Source organism: Microcoleus sp. PH2017_34_RAT_O_A (assembly GCF_020737885.1).
Taxonomy (GTDB): domain Bacteria; phylum Cyanobacteriota; class Cyanobacteriia; order Cyanobacteriales; family Microcoleaceae; genus Microcoleus.
In genome coordinates this window covers 1-18,001 of record NZ_JAEQDD010000033.1, presented here as the reverse complement: position 1 = coordinate 18,001, position 18,001 = coordinate 1, and the positions used below count along the sequence as shown (strand labels likewise).

The 18,001-nt window shown below is 45.2% G+C and carries 14 protein-coding genes; 4 read left to right on the top strand and 10 right to left on the bottom strand.

Annotated elements, in window-relative coordinates:
* Positions 1 to 41: 41 nt before the first annotated feature.
* The 3 genes from JGK11_RS13320 to JGK11_RS13310 all read right to left on the bottom strand — a co-directional run bounded on the left by JGK11_RS13320 (position 42) and on the right by JGK11_RS13310 (position 5,370).
* On the bottom strand, positions 42 to 2,522 hold the full coding sequence (locus JGK11_RS13320; protein WP_293212007.1) for an MASE1 domain-containing protein: 2,481 nt from the start codon (positions 2,520 to 2,522) through the stop codon (positions 42 to 44).
* 1,174 nt (positions 2,523 to 3,696) lie between these two features.
* Positions 3,697 to 5,016 carry an ABC transporter substrate-binding protein gene (locus JGK11_RS13315; protein WP_293212005.1) on the bottom strand — a complete coding sequence of 440 codons (1,320 nt, stop codon included), beginning with the start codon at positions 5,014 to 5,016 and terminating at the stop codon, positions 3,697 to 3,699.
* Positions 5,017 to 5,235: 219 nt separating this feature from the next.
* Positions 5,236 to 5,370, bottom strand: a complete 135-nt coding sequence (locus JGK11_RS13310) for a hypothetical protein (protein WP_293184189.1) — start codon at positions 5,368 to 5,370, stop codon at positions 5,236 to 5,238.
* Between the two features lie 229 nt (positions 5,371 to 5,599).
* Here JGK11_RS13310 and JGK11_RS13305 point away from each other — a divergent pair, with 229 nt between their 5' ends.
* Entirely contained in the window at positions 5,600 to 6,217 is a 618-nt protein-coding gene (locus JGK11_RS13305) for a Uma2 family endonuclease (protein WP_366039540.1), read from the top strand.
* Positions 6,218 to 6,251: 34 nt separating this feature from the next.
* Entirely contained in the window at positions 6,252 to 7,265 is a 1,014-nt protein-coding gene (gene fmt / locus JGK11_RS13300) for a methionyl-tRNA formyltransferase (protein ID WP_293212003.1), read from the top strand.
* Here the strand turns inward: fmt and JGK11_RS13295 are convergent.
* The 7 genes from JGK11_RS13295 to JGK11_RS13265 form a co-directional block, all read right to left on the bottom strand.
* Complete coding sequence (locus tag JGK11_RS13295) at positions 7,255 to 8,115, bottom strand: DUF4435 domain-containing protein (RefSeq protein WP_293212001.1); 861 nt, start codon at positions 8,113 to 8,115, stop codon at positions 7,255 to 7,257. The genes fmt and JGK11_RS13295 overlap by 11 nt on opposite strands.
* Positions 8,112 to 9,443, bottom strand: coding sequence for an AAA family ATPase (locus JGK11_RS13290; protein WP_293211999.1), 1,332 nt, complete (start codon positions 9,441 to 9,443; stop codon positions 8,112 to 8,114). Before JGK11_RS13290 ends, JGK11_RS13295 begins: the two co-directional genes overlap by 4 nt.
* Positions 9,444 to 9,669: 226 nt before the next feature.
* Complete coding sequence (sbcD, locus tag JGK11_RS13285) at positions 9,670 to 10,911, bottom strand: exonuclease subunit SbcD (protein WP_293211997.1); 1,242 nt, start codon at positions 10,909 to 10,911, stop codon at positions 9,670 to 9,672.
* 277 nt (positions 10,912 to 11,188) lie between these two features.
* Positions 11,189 to 11,827, bottom strand: coding sequence for an SMI1/KNR4 family protein (locus JGK11_RS13280; RefSeq protein ID WP_293211995.1), 639 nt, complete (start codon positions 11,825 to 11,827; stop codon positions 11,189 to 11,191).
* A gap of 180 nt (positions 11,828 to 12,007) precedes the next feature.
* Positions 12,008 to 12,580, bottom strand: a complete 573-nt coding sequence (locus JGK11_RS13275; RefSeq protein WP_293186679.1) for a Uma2 family endonuclease — start codon at positions 12,578 to 12,580, stop codon at positions 12,008 to 12,010.
* A gap of 287 nt (positions 12,581 to 12,867) precedes the next feature.
* Positions 12,868 to 14,142, bottom strand: coding sequence for an ATP-dependent DNA ligase (locus tag JGK11_RS13270; RefSeq protein WP_293211993.1), 1,275 nt, complete (start codon positions 14,140 to 14,142; stop codon positions 12,868 to 12,870).
* A gap of 334 nt (positions 14,143 to 14,476) precedes the next feature.
* Positions 14,477 to 15,529 (bottom strand): acyltransferase, encoded by a 1,053-nt coding sequence (locus JGK11_RS13265; RefSeq protein WP_293211991.1) that lies wholly within the window; start codon positions 15,527 to 15,529, stop codon positions 14,477 to 14,479.
* Positions 15,530 to 15,765: 236 nt separating this feature from the next.
* On the opposite strand from JGK11_RS13265, the gene JGK11_RS13260 reads away from it, so the two are divergent.
* Both JGK11_RS13260 and JGK11_RS13255 read left to right on the top strand, forming a co-directional pair.
* Positions 15,766 to 16,071, top strand: a complete 306-nt coding sequence (locus tag JGK11_RS13260) for a glutaredoxin family protein (protein ID WP_293186689.1) — start codon at positions 15,766 to 15,768, stop codon at positions 16,069 to 16,071.
* A gap of 155 nt (positions 16,072 to 16,226) precedes the next feature.
* The gene (locus tag JGK11_RS13255) at positions 16,227 to 17,720 is read left to right on the top strand and encodes a UDP-N-acetylmuramoyl-L-alanyl-D-glutamate--2,6-diaminopimelate ligase (protein WP_293198895.1); all 1,494 of its coding nucleotides are present in this window, start codon (positions 16,227 to 16,229) and stop codon (positions 17,718 to 17,720) included.
* Positions 17,721 to 18,001: the final 281 nt, after the last annotated feature.

Sequence of the window (18,001 nt, the reverse complement as noted above, 5' to 3'; positions counted from 1 at the left end):
AAAATTTCTTATCGATCATACTTTTCCGGGAAAAATAAAATTTAGTTGATGATAGCTGGCAGCCGAATTGTAAAAGTAGAACCTTTTTCCAACTCGCTGGAAGCGGTAATATCTCCGCCCATCATTTCGCAGAATTTCTTAGTAATCGTCAGCCCCAAACCAGTGCCACCGAACCTCTTAGTAGTTGAGGAATCGGCTTGGGTGAAAGGCTCGAAGATTCTGACTAACTGTTCGGAACTCATGCCAATACCAGTATCTTTGACTGTAAAAACAATCCAATCTTGAGAGGCAGACCAGGAATACGAGCTATTTTCTAAGGGGTTAAGTCCTCTATAGGCTCCTTGTTTTTTGCGTCTCTGGGCAGCCTCGGCGGGGGTTTCGGCGCAGCGGGTAACGGTGAAACTAATCGCGCCCGAGGAAGTAAACTTCGAGGCATTACTGAGGAGGTTGAGCAAGGACTGGCGGAGTTTAGTTAAGTCGCTCTGCATCGAGCCAATATCCTCAGGGCATTGTATTTCTAAGATATTGCTATTTTTGTTTGCCATCGGCGCGATCGTGCCGACAACTTCCTGCACCAGATTTAAAATGGTGAAGGTTTCGATGTGCAAGTCGATGTGACCTGCTTCAATTTTAGTGAAGTCGAGAATATCTTTAATCAGCCCTAGCAAGTGCTGGCCGGCAGTGTTAATTTTTTGGAGGTCGTCGATGAACTCTTCGGCATCGAGGTCTCGGGCATCTTCTTGCAGGAGCTCGCTGTAGCCGATGATCGCATTGAGGGGGGTTCTGAGTTCGTGACTCATGTTGGCGAGAAAGATGGTTTTAGATCGATTGGCAGTTTCGGCTGCTAATGCGGCGCGACGGAATTCTTCGGAACGCAACCGTTCGGTGATGTCGCTGGTCATGATTAAAACGCACTGAGTGCTGCCGAGGTCGATGAGTTCCCCTGACATCAGCCAGTCGCGCACTTCGCCGGCTTTGGTGCGAATTTTGATTTCTTGGTTGCCGATCGAATTTTCTTCCCGCAACACGTTGGCTAGCCGTCGCTCGTCTTCTGAATTGACCCACATTCCTAAATCGGTGGGGGTGCGGCCGATACATTCCTCCCGCAACCAGCCTAAGGATCGCAAAAAGCTGTCGTTGGCATCGAGGAAGCGGGCGTCTGTGAGGGTGCAGATGCCGATCCCAACAGGAGAAGCGTGAAAAGCCTTGGAAAATCTTTCTTCTGAAGAATTCAGGGCGGCTTCGGCGCGCTTTCTATCTGTGATGTCTTGGACGGTGCTGGTGATGTAGAGGGAGTTGATGGCGGCTTGTTCGCAGACTGTGCGGCTCCTCCCGTCGGGTAGTAGCAGCCTGTAGTCGATGCTGTAAGGCTGTTGCTGAAATATAGCAGCTTCGATCGACCTTTTGACCAATTCTCTATCTTCGGGATGCACGTATTTCAAGAAGGCTTCGAGGCTGGGATCGAAAGTTCCCGGGCGTTCTCCCAGGATGCGATAAATTTCTTCTGACCAACGCAATTGCTCCGTGTTGCGATCTAAGTCCCAGTTGCCTAGCTGGGCGATGCGCTGGGCGTTGGCGAGGCTGGCTTCGCTGGCGCGCAGGGAGACTTCTGCTTGGTGGCGTTCGGCGACGGTGGCGGCTAAGACTAGGCCGGTAACGGCGATGACGGCGATGAAGGCTTGCAGGGATAACAGTGCTTGGGGGATGCTGCTGGCGTGTTTGAGAAAGGGGCCGCTGCCTCGGGCGATGCCCCAGATGGCGAAGCCGCAGAGGATGAAGTTGGCGAGGGCCGTGTAGCGCTGGCCGAATCGAAAGGCAGCCCAAACTACTAGGGGAAATGGTAAGTATTCTAGGGGATAGCGAGCGTAGGCCGCGCGGGTGCGGGAACAGAAGACGAGCCAGCCGATCGCTAGCAGCAGCAGCAGCCAAATCACTCGTTCAGCTATCTGTTTGCGATGGGTGGGGCTTTTGGGTAATTTGTGCCACGTCAGCAGCAGGGGGGCGACGAGCAAAATTCCCATCGCGTCTCCTACCCACCAAGTACCCCAAATCGTGCCAAAATTGCTCCAGCTAGAGAAACCACTTACGCACACGATGATGCTGCCGATGGTGGAGTTGATTAGGGTAGATGCTAAGGCTGCTAGTCCGACTATTCCTAAAACGTCTTTGAGTCGATCGAGTCCGGCGCTAAAGTTAATGCGCTGTAGCAGATAAGTTCCCGTCCACGCTTGCAAGGCTCTGGCGCCCGCTGAGATCAAAGCAGTGCCGATGCTGGCCGCCGGTGCGCTCATGATGAACAGGAAGGCGCCGATCGCAATTCCCGGCCACAGTTGCCGCCCAAACAGCAGCAGAGCGACTTGAGCAATTCCTGCTGCTGGCCACATGGGGTAAATTTCTGAACTCAGGGTGAGAGTGGCAATGGCGAATTGCGATGCCAAATAGTAGATCAGGGCGATCGCCCCTACTGCGAAGAAGTACCGCCAGGAATGTCCTTTGATTGCGTTAAGGAACTTTTTCTGCATTGTCGTTTGGGGAAAAGGTGGATGCTGGTTTTGGTATCAGTAGGTGGCACGGGACAGGCACGGGGTAGGAAAAATCTTTCTATTAGGCGATCGTAGGTCAATCGATTTTAGATTTTAGATTTTAGATTTTAGATTTTAGATTTTAGATTTTAGATTTTAGATTTTAGATTTTAGATTTTAGAGGCGACCTCATGGATAAATTCGGGGGAAGAGAGGATTTTCGATTTTAGATTTGGGATTGATTCCACGGATAAATCACGTGGCGGGTACCATCTGTGAACTTCTTGGTCATGGGTGGTAGGTAGGGAATAACCTGTTGAGATAATTTTTTGTGGAGCCGTTGAGGGTTCGGTTTTTTTTGCTGTGCGATCGCATCTGGGCATAAATTTCGGGAGCCTCTGTTTTTTGCCAATATATCTGTGATGGCTAAGCATTCGGTCTGTTAATTTTTGGTTTTCGCTAAAGATTTATGACCGAGCGACTGCGGGTGTCTGTTCGTGTCGGGCGATCGCAACTCTATTCACTCTAACATCTTGCACCATGGTCAATAATATCTAACGAACCGATAACACCCACGCAACATCTGAGCTTTCAGGTAAGTGCGGGGCAAGAAACTCGGTTTCTGATTGTAAGTGCAGGTTGGAATGATTTTCATGAGATTTTCAACTAATTAATCGAGTTAATCGTTAATCGTTAATCGGGGAGCATCTCATTTTTGTAAAAAGCATTTTTTTCTTATAGTGCGAGCTGTCGCGAGCTGGCGTATTATACGATACGCGAGCGGGGACGCTCTCACTATCTATCTAAATGCAAAACTGAGATGCTCCCGTTAATCGAGCCTTCAAGTCTTTCGTCGAATACAGTGAAAACAAAGAATTTACATCAAAAAAACATTTTCTATTTTTCTGTGATTGTTGCCAGAGAGCGATTGTCGAATTTCGTAAAGTAATCGCCATTTGTCTTATTAATTACCAATGACTAATGACTAATGACTAATAACGTTCGCGAGCGGGGACGCTCGCAAAACATGACTAATGACTAATAAGGTTCGCGAGTTATTAAGTTCGCAAAACATGACCAATGACCAATGACCAATGACCAATGACTACTGACCAATGCCCAATGCCCAATGCCCAATGCCCAATGCCCAATGCCCAATGCCCAATGCCCAATCTCACTTGACTGCAATATCTAAGGTTAATGTCAAACGGTCTTGAGCTTCTTTAAGAGCGTCTTGGGGGTTGCGGCCGAGAAGAGTTGCTTCTATGGCGCGGCCAAGGTTTTCTGACAGGCGAGAGTAACCAGAGATAATTGGGCGCGATCGGGCTGAGTTCATTTGTTCTAAAAATACTCCCAAAACAGGATTTTTTTTCACAAAACTTTGATAAGTTCGGCTCTCTCTCGATTTTAAGTTAATTGGTAAGTAACCTGTACCCAAGGCCCAGGCTGTTTGGAATTCTTCGCCAAGAACGTATTCTAAGAATTCAAGGGCTGCTTTTTCGCGTTCTGGCGAGGTTTTCATTAAAAATAGGTTTTCACCCCCAACAACAGTGGCGGAGCGCTTGAGGGCGGGTATAGGCATCACTGCGTAGTCGATCGCGCTTTGCTGCAATTGTGCTAGAGTCCACGGCCCGGTGATTTGCATTGCGACTTTACCCGCGATGAAGTTATCGAGTTCGTAACCGCGTTCGGGTGCTGACAGTATTCCCGAACCTTCTGTTAACAAGTCCTTCCACAATTCCAAGGCCGCGAGAGAACCCGGGTTGTCTATTTGGGGTACGGGAGTTTGAGATGTTTCTCTCACGAGTTCGCCGCCTGCGCTGAACATGAATGGCAGCCAGGTGAATACTGTCCATTCTCCTTTGCCTAGGGGGAGCACTATGCCGTGTCGATCTGTTCGTCCGTCTCCGTTGGTGTCCTGTGTGAGCGATCGGGCTGTTTGCTTTAATTGTTCCCAATTCTGTGGCACTTCTTTAATTCCTGCTGCTGCAAACAAACTGGGACGGTAAAATATTCCTGTATTGTTGGTGGCGAGGGGAATTGACCAAGTGTGTCCGCCGAGTTCCATTGACTCGAACAGTGAGGGATCGATTTCAGTTTTGATGGGGGATTTGTCGAGCCATTTCTCTAGCGGTTTAATTGCTTGCAGTTCTGCTAGTTTGCCGGCTATTGTGGCAGTATTCCACAGCAAATCTGGCGGTGCATTTCCTACTATTGAGGTAAGAATTTTTGGCAGTTGTTGGTCGGGCTGGCCGATGTAAATTTGTTCTACTTGGATGTGGGGATGCGTTTGGTTGAATTTGTCGGTGAGGGTTTTAAATACGTCGCGATTGGGCGGGGGATTGATGCCGTGCCACAATGTGAGTTTAATTTTATCGCTATTTTGGGGAATATTTTGACAGCCGCTTAATATCAGTAGATTTAAGGCAAGTAAAATGCACGCAACTCGTTTGACTTGCATTTTAAGTGCTTTGAGAAGTTTGGATAAAATCATTTTTTAGCTTTGCTTAGAGGGAAGAAGATTTTTTAGCAAGCGCAGGTGGTTAGAGGTGGGTGAAACTGGTTGAATCTCAGAATTTTTCCGAAGTTGATTTGTCTCTAATTCGGAGGTATTTTGAAACAAAATTGTCAAAAATTTGCCTCCTATAGCGGTTCTCAAAAAAGTCAGGTATGCCCTATGCCCCATGCCCTATGACCTATGCCCATGAGTACCTCATCTTTCTGACAAAGGATATAGTGTATCTTGCGGGCACATCCGATCGCAAGAAATTGCTGTCAGGTGCGATCGATCTTTTGCCAAGTCAGGCATTTCGACGCGCGCGAATGCGAGAATTCGGTTAATAGCCATTGGCTGACTTGTTCGTTATGAATATATTACCAGAAAGAATTGGTTGAAAGCCCGCCCGCCGGAGCGGGAGAAATTAAAATCAGACTATTCATTACTCCAATCCTCTTCGTTCTAGGTCAACTGTCAACTGTCAACTGTCAACTGTCAACTGTGGTTGTGCGGTATCTGCCAACAAGCTGCGACTGGCTAGCTGCCGCATATTCAAGGATTTTTTCATGTTTTGGCAGATATGATAAAATCGATACTAGCAGTAAAATTGGTGAATCAGATGACAAGTTTTAGTGTAGAACAGTTAGATTTAACTTTGGAAGAATGGATGCAAAATCCTCCTGACGGGACGGAGTGGGCAGACGGTAAAGTGATAGTCAAACATCCTGTAGAATTTGTGAATGGAGAAGTAGTAGGGAAACCGGGAATGACTGCAAAGACTCGTCGCATTCAATCAAAGCTAGATTATTACTGGAGAAGTTACATGATCTCAAGCGGGCAAGGGGGCGAGGTTTATGTGGAAGTCACTTGTCAAACTCTGAAAAAAGGGCGAATACCAGATGTATCTTATATTACTCCTGAACTGTTGGCGCAAGTTGGAGAGTTTTCAGTTTTGCCGCAGAGTTTTCCGCTGCTAGCTGAGATTGTTTCGCCTAACGATTTTGCTGATGATGTTTTTGCAAAAGCACAGGAGTATTTAGAGTCTGGTTGTTTGGAAGTTTGGCTGCTATTTCCGAAGAGTAGTTGGGTGTTAGTAATTACTCAAGGTGCGACAGTTTTATTTAAGCCTGGTGAGGTGGCGAAGACTCAGCTTGTGTTGTCCGGTTTTAGCGTGGTGTTGGATGAGTTGATGGCGTAATTTTGTTATTATTATAAAAACTAACTAAAAATCGATGAAAATTGTTTTTTTTGGCACTCCTGAATTTGCTGTTGCTACTTTATCCAGTTTGCTGAGTCATCCAGAATTTGAGGTTGTGGGTGTGGTGACTCAGCCGGATAAGCGCCGGGGAAGGGGGAATAAATTGATGCCTTCACCTGTAAAAGATGTGGCTTTAAATCACAGTCTTCCGGTTTTGCAGCCGCGCCGAATTAAGAAGGATGCGGAAACGCTTGCTAAGTTGCGGGAAGCGGAGGCTGATGTGTTTGTGGTGGTGGCTTACGGCCAGATTCTTTCTCAAGAAATTCTGGATATTCCTAGTTTGGCTTGCGTTAATGTTCACGGTTCAATTTTGCCGAAGTATCGCGGGGCGGCGCCGATTCAGCGGTGTCTTTTTAATGGGGAAAAGGCTACTGGAATTACTACTATGCTGATGGATGCTGGTATGGATACTGGGGCGATGCTTTTGAAGGCTTTTGCGGGAATTACGCTGTTGGATAATGCTGATTCTTTGGGCGACAGGTTGGCGGAACTTGGAGCGGATTTATTGGTGGAAACTTTGATAAAATTGAGGGATGGGGAAGTTGAACCGGTTGTTCAGCATGATGATGAGGCGACTTATGCGCCGATGATTAAGGCGGCTGATTTTGTGCTGGATTGGTCGAAAAGTGCGATCGCGCTTCACAATCAAGTTAGGGGTTTTTTCCCGGATTGCACTACGACTTTTCGCGGTAATTCCCTGAAAGTAATCGCAACTGTGCCGGTGGGGCCGGAATATTGGCTGCAATTACCGCCGGAGTTGAGGGTTTTGGAACGGGAATGGCCCCTTTTGGATCGGTTGTCGGGCGCAAATGGGGAGGTTGTGAAGGTTGTGAAGGGCTTTGGGGCGATCGTCCAAACTGGCGATGGTTTGCTATTATTGCGGGAGGTGCAGTTGGCTGGTAAAAAAGTTCAGTCTGGCGTGGATTTTGCCAATGGTACTCGGTTGGCGGCGGGTGAGGTTTTTGGGAGGGTTGAAGTTACGGATTAGAAAGTACCTGGAAAGGTTGATTGGTTTTTTCCCAGTCTTGAATAGCTGTGTAGAGTTGTGTCAGCCGGAAATGAGAAGACTCGTAAGCAAGTCTGAGGTCTTTTTCTAGTACATCTGGCTCAACTTGCTTGGAGTTGCACGTGCCTAGGGCTTTGCAAAGTGCGATCGATAAAATACAAATCATATCGTGACCGCAACAAATATACCACATATCTTGAGTATTTGTTCTTAAGCTATCCATCTTGGCTATAATTTCTGGTTCATCAAGTCCCAGCTTTTGAGAGTTGTTCTTCACAGTTTTAATCAACTCCGATTGATTTAATATTAATGTGCGATCGTCCACAAATTTCTTAAAAGCTAAATCTTCAAACTTTAAACAATAATCAAACTTCAGCGAAGCCCATCGTAAATAACCAATAACTTTGGCACTTTCGAGTAAAGTCTGGCGAATATCTTTACCAAAACTCTTTATTTTGTCTTCCGAGCCGTGTTCCAAAAGCACCTTTTCAAGTGCTGGCGACTTCAGCAGCATAGTTTCCAAATCGTGAGTATCTGTGAACAGCAAGTTCGGACTGAGTGGAACACTTCCTTCTAGTATATCAAAATCAGCATCAACAACAGCCAAAACGCCAGCAAAGTTAACTTGTTCAAGGATATTTAGCACTTGCACAGCTTTATCTTTATTATAGGCATTTTCTACACGACACTTTGTGGAGTCTACCAAATTCTTCCATACCCGCGAATCTGTGTCTCCTTCAGCGATTAGAAAAGAATGTTCAGTATATTGAACTCGATCTCGCAGCAGGCGGATTTGGTTAGCAATGAAGTTAGGGGTAATGTATTCTCTCATTCAACTGGCCCTTTTAACCCCACTGTCAAATCCCATCGATCGTCTATAATGCTTGGAGAGTGAGTAGCTAACAACACGTCAAAGTTTGCCAGATTAATAATTGCTTGCAAATCTTTGAGAAACTCGACTTCCCACGCTACGTGCAGCGAAATTTCTGGTTCATCAATCAGAACCAGAGAGTTAGGTTTCACCTTGAATAACAACTGGTAAAGCATCACCAATTCATGCTGTTCTCCGAAAGATAAGTCTGTCGGCGACAGAGGTTTACCATCCGCCGTTGTAAAGGTAAAACCTTTCTCTCTACTGATGCTCATATTTTTATAGAGAAATCGCTGTTTGATAATCCCTTTGAAGAGTTCTATTTTAGTAGCGAGTTCCTTAAAAACCATGAGTTTTTGTTCTACATCTTCAACATAAACTGACAGAATGTTTTTTGTGACTCCATCAATATTTTGTTTTACTTGAAAATCAGGATTCTCGTCGTTATCCAAAAGACCAATTTCTCTGAGACGAGAACGCTTTTCCTCGATTTCATTTAATTGGTTACGCAGCGTTTCCTCTGTTAGATATGAGGGTGCTTTGTTATTGAAAATTCTTGCAGGAAACGTTCTTTCTAGAGATTGAGACAATGCACCATATTCAGTCAGCTTTGCTTGGATATCTTCTGCGAGTTCCTGAGAATAGATATCAACTGAGGGAATCATTGAATGGTGTTTCGTGTATACCGTTGCTTCAGGAACATTTGAGGTAGTTAACAAGCGCTGAGTTTCTATAAAATGAATGTCGATAGAACTTCTTAGTTCTGATAACCATTTTGGTTCTTGCTTAACGCTCTTTGCTAACCTTGATATTAACTGTCTAGCTTCAAAAACGAGAATACGTTCTAATTCCAATTCTGAAAATTGAGTTGGTATTTCTATGTCACCTGATGACTGTAGTGCATCATCTGTGATATCCGAAGACACATTAATTCCCGCTGAGAAATCTATTGAGTCCATTGCTAAATTCGGTGAGAATATCTCTTTTGCTGCACCAGGCTTAGCAAAGTAAAACATTAAATTTTTATCTTTTTCATGTTCAGGTGCATCGATAGACTTAGTTATTTGTAGACAACTACCATCATCAAAGTCTAACCGGAACTCTGTAAATGGAATAGTCCGAAGTTCTGAGTAACGTGAATTGAAAAATCCATTAATGAGCCTAAATAATGCTGTTTTGCCAAATCCATTCGGACTATGAATAATCGTGATTCTATCTTCCATATTGAGCGAAACCGCATGGTTAAAAACTCCAAAAATTTTGGTGACAGAAATCTTATGGATTCTCATTTTTTCCTCTAGTTATATCAAATCCGTTAGTATCGGAATTATTCATCTCTCTCTTCTCTTCCTCTGTGTTCTCTGCGTTCTCTGCGGTTAAATCACCTGACGGTACAGCCGGCATTGATATATAGCCTTTCTTAAAAAGATGACTGACGGCTTATTATAACCGCTTAGACTAAGAGGGCTGAAGCCCAACAACGTACCTCATCTTTCTGAGAATTGATATAACTTACTAAAATTCGACTAAAACTTCTTCTTCAACTCCCAACAAATCCCGCGCGGCATCTAGCATACTCTCAGTAAGATCTTTCAAATCTTCGCGACTTGCTAAATAAGTTTTCAAAGCATCTAAAGGTTCTATACTATTATTAGCATTTAGTTCCGGCAACCTCGGCCTTGCTAGCTGACTGACTAATTCCGGCTGAATTGTGTAGCTGTGGGCTGCGCCGAGAAGTGCGTGCAATTCGGCGTTATCAATTAAGTCTAATTGTTCCGATCGCAATTGGTAGATCAATCTCACGACAGCATCTTGGATTTCCTTCTTCCCAATGGCTTTCACCAAGTCGGCTTGCGGACTCTCCGATTCAGATACGTTCACCTTAATCGTCTGAAACACCCGCACCGGCAAAGTGCAAAATTCCCACTCAGCTTTCCCCCTTTCCAAATTAATCAACACAAAGCCTTTGTCTTCTTTTTCTTCGCTAAAGTCAACTCGTTCGATGCTTCCGGGATAAATTACGGGCGGATTGTTGTTGGCATTGAGATTTTGGTGTTTGTGGACGTGACCGAGGGCTACGTAGTCAAAACAAGGGCGTGTTAGCATGGCAACGGGTATGTTGAATCCTTTACCGACTGCTAAAAAACGCTCTGCACCCAGGCTTGCTTTATCTGCCATTAAGTGCGCTAATAGTACGGTTGGTATTTCGGGATTGAGGCGGCGGATTTCTCCTTCTAGGGCGATCGTCAGTTTTTCGGTTAATAATTGGTTAACATCGCCTACAGATAGGCTTTCAGTCTCCGATCGCGTCATTAAGGTCGATCGCGTCAACCAAGGCAGCGTCACCACCTGTACGGCGCCACTGCGGGTGTGTATGAGGTGAGTTTCCAGGCGATCGCCTACAATAAACTTAGGTATTCCCAAAGTCCGATAAATTCCCAAACTCGCGCCGCCCTGTCCTTGCGAATGTTGGTCGTGATTTCCTACTAGCAAAACCGTCGGAATTTGCGCCTCTACCAAGCGGCTGAATTGGCTCGCAAAAGCCTCTTTAACAAACGGTGGCGGCGTTGAATCCGGGAAAGCATCCCCGCCGAATATAACTAAATCTACGGGTTCAGAAATTGCTCTATCCATACATTTACTTAGCGTCGCCGCGAAGTCTTCCAGCCGCGTATTTAACCCGGTTTCTGGATTGACGCGGCCGTGGGAAAAGCCGCTGCCCATGTGAATGTCTGAAAGGTGTAAAATTTTAATCATTGTTTTCTTTGTAAGTTATTATACGTGAATATCTTTAGGGAAACGGCAATGTCCATTGGTGTAAACAACCAGCCTGAAAACCGTTGTATCTCTTGTTTATAGCCGAGGCCAGATCCCCCTAAATCCCCCTTAAGAAGGGGGACTTTGAGCGCTTCTTGTCCCCCCCTTCCTAAGGGGGGTTAGGGGGGATCTGGGCCTTGATCGCTAGACAGAAGACCGGCACTACGTTTAACCTTAAGTTGACACCAATGGGCAATGCCGTTTCCGTAGCCCTGCCTCAACGCGGTACTAATTCGACGCTGCGCCGGTGGGGATTGATGCGTTTCTCGATCGCAAATACTGCCTTTTCTTCCTCAAAGCCGATTTCGTGAAACTCTGCAAACAAACATTCTAACTCAATTTTGGCGATCGCAGTTTCCAGCCACTTATCAAAGGAATCGCATTCAATACTTCTGAAAGGTTCGCCTTTGCACTCGAAACTGATAATTTGTCCCGGAATCCCGCCGAAACAGCCCTGTGTATCCACAACCCGCAGCCACAAATTATCTACTTTCATAAACGGAATCCATGCTTTGTTCCAATATTCTCCGGGCTGCCATTCTTGAAAATTAACTTGACTCTGGGCGTCCCAAAATTTTTTCTCATTGGCAATTGATGCCAAAGATAAAATACTCCTGCCGTGTTCAAAAGGCAACAGCCACTGATTTTCTGAACTCTCGTAAGCCGAACCGTTATACCAGCGATAAAAATCATAAAATGTTTCGGGAAGCGATTGTTGGTAACGTTTTTTAAATAAGTCGATTTCTGTTTCGATGGCACCGGAATTTAACAAGTTAAGCGCCTCGGGACAGCAGCGTCTCAATGTTTGTGCGAAGGTACGAACCAAAGGATTTCGTGGCTGAAAAAATTCTTTCATCTTCGATCATATAATACCTGGAACTTTTTGATAAATTTGGGCGATCGGCGAAAATCTATACTTTTCAACGTGAGGGCTTAATTTAGGTTCGTAGTTTAGGTTTGTAGTGAGGACTTCAGTCCTTCTTTGGATTCTGGAGAAGGACTAAAGTCCTCATTACGAACCTGGTTGTATCTTTCATCATATAATACCTGGAACTTTTTGATAAATTTGGGCGATCGGGCAGCGAAAATTTATACTTGTTAATTCTAACTCATCTCCTTGTCGGTAAATCTGAGAAACCCAATTTCCCTCACCATTGAGTCGAAAACATTCAACTTGGATTTCCGATTGAGTGATGAGTACGTATTCTTGCAAACTCGATGTAGTTTGGTAATCGGCAAATTTATCGCCCCTGTCAAAAGATGCAGTTGAAGGAGATAGCACCTCAATAATTAGAGATGGATAGAGAATGGAGTCTTCAGTTGAACTTGTATCTCTTTCGTCGCAAGTTACCGCCACGTCAGGATAATAATAGCAATTCGCCTCTTCCAGTCTGACTTTGACATCAGAGGTAAGAACTAAGCATGGCGTATTCAGAAGATGATTTCCCAATAGGCGAATTAGATTGCTAGCAATAATAGTGTGAGGGTTTTTTGCCCCCGTCATTGCATAAACGTGTCCGCGTCTGTATTCGTGTTTGATCGGACTTACTCGTTCGCCTTCTAGGTATTCTTCTGGTGAAATGTAGAAATTGTTTTTGCTGATTACCATTGATTTATCCCGGCTGATTTTGTGCGATAATATTTGTTGAAATGGGTGCATTTCACTTTTGAAGAGGGCGAAGCATGACCGCATATAAGTTATTAGTTATCATCCCATATTGATTGCGGTCATGCTTCGCCCCTACAAACATATTTGCTAAAACCAGATGCACCCGTTGAAATTCATAGATCCGGCTAGGACATGGCTGAATACCGGACGGCAAAATTATGTTATTTTCTTGAGTCTGCGGAGGCAGACATCGTTTGTATAGACGCGGTTTCAACCGCCGTGCTATTTTAACAAATTTCCAGGAATCGGGCGTGCCACAGTTTGCCACTTTCTGTCAATCCCTGCGATCGCACTTTGATTTTGACTCCGCGAGGGTTCGCCTCGTACAGTCGGGCAATTTCTAGCATTTCCCCGCTGCTAAAGCCCGTTCCCACTGTTCCGATCGGTACTAACTTGCCATTGATTTCTTGTGCAACTTCGATCGCACTAAACGGCCGCCCCGCTACTTTTGTCCGAGTCAACCCGACAATAAATAAGTCATATTCCTGACAGTATTTAGTCCTCACCATCGGAAATTTCTTAACATCTTTGCCGCCGACATAGAGACAGTTGTGTAAAACCCAAACTTCACCTTCTCTGTTTTCAGCTTCCTGCTGCTGCGCCAGTAAAAGTTTTTCGCCTGCGGTGCGAGATGTCGGTACAATTTCAAATTCCGTAGATAAACTTGCCAAGATTTCGCCAACTGCAACTCCGGCGGCTATTCGTTCGGATTCCGCCAACCCAGTCAAGTCTTTACCGTGGGAAAACAAAGCTTTAAAAATGGCATAAACTGCCGTTGGCTGGGTTGTCGGAAAACCGCTTTCAATATTAACTGTAGCAGCTTGGGCGCCCGTGCGATGTTCGCTGCCCGTATAGCTTTTGTAATACAGTTCGCCGTCTAAGACAAAGATGCCAATTTTAGCTGCTGTGTCGATTAAAGTGCGATCGATCGCAATTGACGCTTGTTGTCGCAGGTTTGTCGATCGCGATTGGTAGTATACTTTATCTGGCGTCGCCACGACCACCACTCGATTGCCGTCGCGTTTTGGCTGTCCCCAATAGTCGGGATTTTCGATGTAATAAGAACGTTCGCTGGGCGCGTCAACCGGCTGCATCGTCACAATCCTTCCCGGCTGCAAGTGCGGAGGTAATTCGGGGACAATCGGATTATTGACAGTCTCAACTTTGGCCGCAACCTTTGATTTTGCAGCAGGAGCAGCATTGGTGGTAGACTTGTTTGGAGTGTTTTTAGTCGGCTTTTCTCCGGTTTCCAATTCAAACGCTCTTTTCCAAAAGCCGATCGCCATTTCCGGGTATCCTTCCGACTCCGCACACAGTGCAAAACTAATAACTTTTGCCGTACCAATGCCGCGCCCGTAATCAGCTAAATACTGCACCGCCCCCGCTTCACCCATCAAGTGCAATCCCCGCGTGACAATGCGATTGTTCCAGCGTTCTCGAATATCGGCGCTAATTTTTTTGGCTGATTTTCGCTTAGCTTCTGCGTATTCCATCCACTCCATACAGCCTCCTTTTTTGTTGGGCTACTTGTAATACTATACTGAAGCTTGATTCATTAGTCAAGGAAAACCCAAACCAGCATTTACCAGAAAGAATTGGTTGAAAGCCGGAACCCTTGTAGGGAGAAATTAAAATCAGACTATTCATATTGTTTCCGGTTGCATGGGAATGATTTAACCGCAGAGAACACAGAGGACACAGAGGGAGAGAATAGAGATCTGAATAATTCCGATGGTACCGGATTTGATATCATTTCTCCCCACAAGGGAGAGGTCGCTGTCAACTATCAACTATCAACTATCAACTGTCAACTATCAACTGTCAACTGTCATCTGATTATCCTCTTGCACCTGTGATCGTTTGAAAGAACTTAGGCGTATACCTTTGTAAAAAACTCCCCACCGCCAGCGTCACTAAAGTTGCTAGAATGATTGTCAATAAATAGTATACAATCACAGTTATCGAACTGGAAGGCTTTGACAACTTGTTAAAAACTTCCTTAAAAACTGTTACCATCGGTTCGTGAATAGCATAAACAAAAAATGCCAAACCAGAAAAATTAAAACAGGCTTTTTCTAGCTTTCCCGACACCAAATCTGAAGCGCACCAAATCGCCGCCGTACCCATTACTCTCGTGCAGCATTCTAACTGGTGCTGGAAAGTTTTAATGTCGGCTGTTTGCGTAATTGTCAGCACAAGAGCCATGCCTAAGTATATACCGATAATCGCACTTTTTCGTCGGTCGAGCCAAGTTAGATCCAATTTTTGAACAGCAATCAGACATCCCAAATAAAAGAACAACGGCCCCAACCACTGGATGCTAAAACCAATTTGAAAATCCAGCAACCAAGGCGCGGCAAACAAAGCTATACCTAGATAAGGTATCTTTCTAGCGATCAGCAAAAATACCGGAGATAGAATCACCATCGCCATCAAATCCCGGACGTACCAGAAATGAAATGCGATCGGATAAAGGCTTTTATATCCAGTTAAACAATCTATAAAGTTGGCAAAACTGTAGTCTCCAATATATTTTTTGTAATGCCCTTGGATAATTCCACTCGTTGCCGGTACGTTGATCACAATTAACACCAGTGTCAATAAAGCCAAGTTCCAAAACAAATAGGGAACCAGGAGAGTCCAAAACCGAGATTGGAGCTTTTCCTTGTAAGAATTCAGCGATAAATTAAAATTCCTGAAAAACAGGAAGCCTGAAAGCATGAACAGAAAAGCCACGCAAGAACCGCCCCAAGTCCCCGCAATCAACGTCTGGAAAAATTTGTCAGCATATCCCACAGAATTGATGGACGAGTGAATAGTAACAATCCCAATGATGAGAGGCAGACGCAATAATTTAATTCGGCAAGATATTTCCGGCGTAATTTGCATTTTTTACAGAAAAAGTGTAGGGTTCGATCGGCTGGCATTTGCATTGAGATGGCAAATTGTAGTAATCGGTTCGCCACCAATGCTAAGATAGCCTCGATCGTGCGTTGAGGTCAATCATGCCGGGGCTTGCTTTTTGCGAAGTCTGGTTCGCCAACTTCCGTTAGCGAAGCCCTCGAAGAGGATCGCACTTTTCACACTTTCGAGAATTTAATATCAAGTCTAATTGTACTCTGATGATGCGATTGATTTTGTACAGCAAACCCGGATGCCACTTGTGCGAAGGGTTGCAAGAAAAACTCGAACAGATTGAAAGCCTCAAGTTTCAATTGGAAGTACGAGACATTACCGAACGTGATGACTGGTTTCAAGCTTACCAGTACGAAGTGCCAGTTTTGTTTAAAGTGGAGTCCCAACGCAAAAATTCTGGTGGCGACGCTGCATTTTCCCCAGAAGAACAATTACCTCGTCCTTCTCCCCGCTGTACAGTTCAACAATTGGAGCAAATGTTACAGAAATATTTGCAAATCGATCAATCAGAATAATATGATTTAACGCAAAAAATCAAGCCCTTTGGGTGCCGAGTCCGCACTCTTGGCCCGGAGAGTGCCGATTTTACACCGAAAAGGCTTGTAGATAGCGGATCGAACAATTTCTGGCGCAAGTCATATTCAAAACATCCAAGTGAGGAGTTTTTCAGATGAAATTGAGAGAATTATTAGCAACACTTCCCGGCATTTCCTTTGACACCCAACATCGAGCTCTCGATGCCGAAGTCAAGGGTTTATCTACTAATTCCCATGCTTGTCAGGCGGGGGATTTGTTTTTGGGAATGCCGGGGACACGGGTAGACGGCGGAGATTTTTGGCAAAGCGCGATCGCCAGCGGTGCAATTGCGGCCATAATTTCCACTCAAGCCGCCGAGAAAACATCCCCCCAAGACGGGGATACCTGCGTGATTGTGGCAACCGACATGGCTCAAATTTGCGGTCAAATAGCCACCACATTTTACGGCAATCCTGCTAGCAAATTAAAACTTGTCGGCGTTACTGGGACTAACGGCAAAACTACAACAACTCATTTAATCGAATTTTTGCTCAATCAAATGCAGTTGCCGACAGCAATTTTCGGCACGCTTTACACTCGCTGGCCTGGTTTCCAACAAACTGCTCTTTACACTACACCTTTTGCGATCGACTTGCAAAAACAGCTAGCAGAAGCTGTCACCGCTGGATGCAAACACGGGGTGATGGAAGTCAGTTCCCATGCTTTAGCACAGCAGCGAGTCTTGGGCTGTACTTTTGAAGTTGCTGTGTTTACCAACTTGACTCAAGATCATCTCGATTATCACCGCGATATGGAGGATTATTTTGAGGCAAAATCGCTTTTGTTTAGTCAAAATTATCTCAAAAATCGCGCTGTAATTAATATTGACGACTCCTACGGACGGCGGATTGTTGAAAGCCTCAAATCCGAGCAAGTATGGAGTTACAGCACTACGGACAAAACTGCTGATTTGTATGCTTTTGATTTGCAGTATCAGCCCAATGGAGTTAAGGGAATGCTGCACACTCCCAAGGGCGAAACTGCTTTTGTTTTGCCTTTAGTCGGTCAGTTCAATTTATCCAATATGCTGGCTGCTGTCGGTGCGGTTTTAGAATTGGGTTTAGATTTGTCCGCAATTGTGGAGAAATTAGCTTTGTTTTCGGGAGTGCCGGGACGGATGGAACGGGTGCAAATTAGTTCCGATCAAGATATTAGTGTAATTGTCGATTACGCGCACACTCCAGATAGTTTGGAGAACTTGTTGAAGGCTTCGCGGCCGTTTATTCCCGGTCAAATGATTTGTGTGTTTGGTTGCGGTGGCGATCGCGATCGCACGAAACGCCCGATCATGGGTAAAATCGTGGCAGAGTTGGCCGATATAGCCGTTGTTACCTCCGACAATCCGCGCACCGAAAATCCCGATCGCATTTTGGAAGATGTGCTCGCAGGCATTCCCGCTGACGTAAAACCCGTCGTGATGTGCGATCGCGCCGCAGCCATTCGCACTGCTATTATGGACGCTAAACCCGGAGATGGCGTGCTGATTGCAGGCAAAGGACACGAAGATTATCAGATTTTGGGCACCGAAAAAGTCCATTTTGACGATCGAGAACAAGCACGAGATGCCTTGACAGTCCGAATGAACTGATTCGACTAACCCAATTACACTTAGTGTTAATAGTTAACCCAATTTGGTTAACTATTAATGGCTTATAGCAATTTTTTATGAGGTTGCATAGAATCCGATCACCCTAGCCGAGGGCGGGCCCGCACCATCCACCGCCCCTACTAAGGGGGGGACAAGATTCCGATCAAAGTCCCCCTTCGATCCTATGCTTTATAAACATCTTTCTTAACAAGAAATTTGACAAAAGTAACTACTTGTGTAGGAGCCATTGGGGATCTCGCTTCTGATTGAATGGCAATTAT

Coding starts and splice junctions, on each gene's coding strand:
- JGK11_RS13320 (WP_293212007.1), bottom strand. CDS start 2,522: ATGCAGAAAAAGTTCCTTAACGCAATCAAAGGACATTCCTGGCGGTAC.
- JGK11_RS13315 (WP_293212005.1), bottom strand. CDS start 5,016: ATGATTTTATCCAAACTTCTCAAAGCACTTAAAATGCAAGTCAAACGA.
- JGK11_RS13310 (WP_293184189.1), bottom strand. CDS start 5,370: ATGGCTATTAACCGAATTCTCGCATTCGCGCGCGTCGAAATGCCTGAC.
- JGK11_RS13305 (WP_366039540.1), top strand. CDS start 5,600: ATGATAAAATCGATACTAGCAGTAAAATTGGTGAATCAGATGACAAGT.
- fmt (WP_293212003.1), top strand. CDS start 6,252: ATGAAAATTGTTTTTTTTGGCACTCCTGAATTTGCTGTTGCTACTTTA.
- JGK11_RS13295 (WP_293212001.1), bottom strand. CDS start 8,115: ATGAGAGAATACATTACCCCTAACTTCATTGCTAACCAAATCCGCCTG.
- JGK11_RS13290 (WP_293211999.1), bottom strand. CDS start 9,443: ATGAGAATCCATAAGATTTCTGTCACCAAAATTTTTGGAGTTTTTAAC.
- sbcD (WP_293211997.1), bottom strand. CDS start 10,911: ATGATTAAAATTTTACACCTTTCAGACATTCACATGGGCAGCGGCTTT.
- JGK11_RS13280 (WP_293211995.1), bottom strand. CDS start 11,827: ATGAAAGAATTTTTTCAGCCACGAAATCCTTTGGTTCGTACCTTCGCA.
- JGK11_RS13275 (WP_293186679.1), bottom strand. CDS start 12,580: ATGGTAATCAGCAAAAACAATTTCTACATTTCACCAGAAGAATACCTA.
- JGK11_RS13270 (WP_293211993.1), bottom strand. CDS start 14,142: ATGGAGTGGATGGAATACGCAGAAGCTAAGCGAAAATCAGCCAAAAAA.
- JGK11_RS13265 (WP_293211991.1), bottom strand. CDS start 15,529: ATGCAAATTACGCCGGAAATATCTTGCCGAATTAAATTATTGCGTCTG.
- JGK11_RS13260 (WP_293186689.1), top strand. CDS start 15,766: ATGCGATTGATTTTGTACAGCAAACCCGGATGCCACTTGTGCGAAGGG.
- JGK11_RS13255 (WP_293198895.1), top strand. CDS start 16,227: ATGAAATTGAGAGAATTATTAGCAACACTTCCCGGCATTTCCTTTGAC.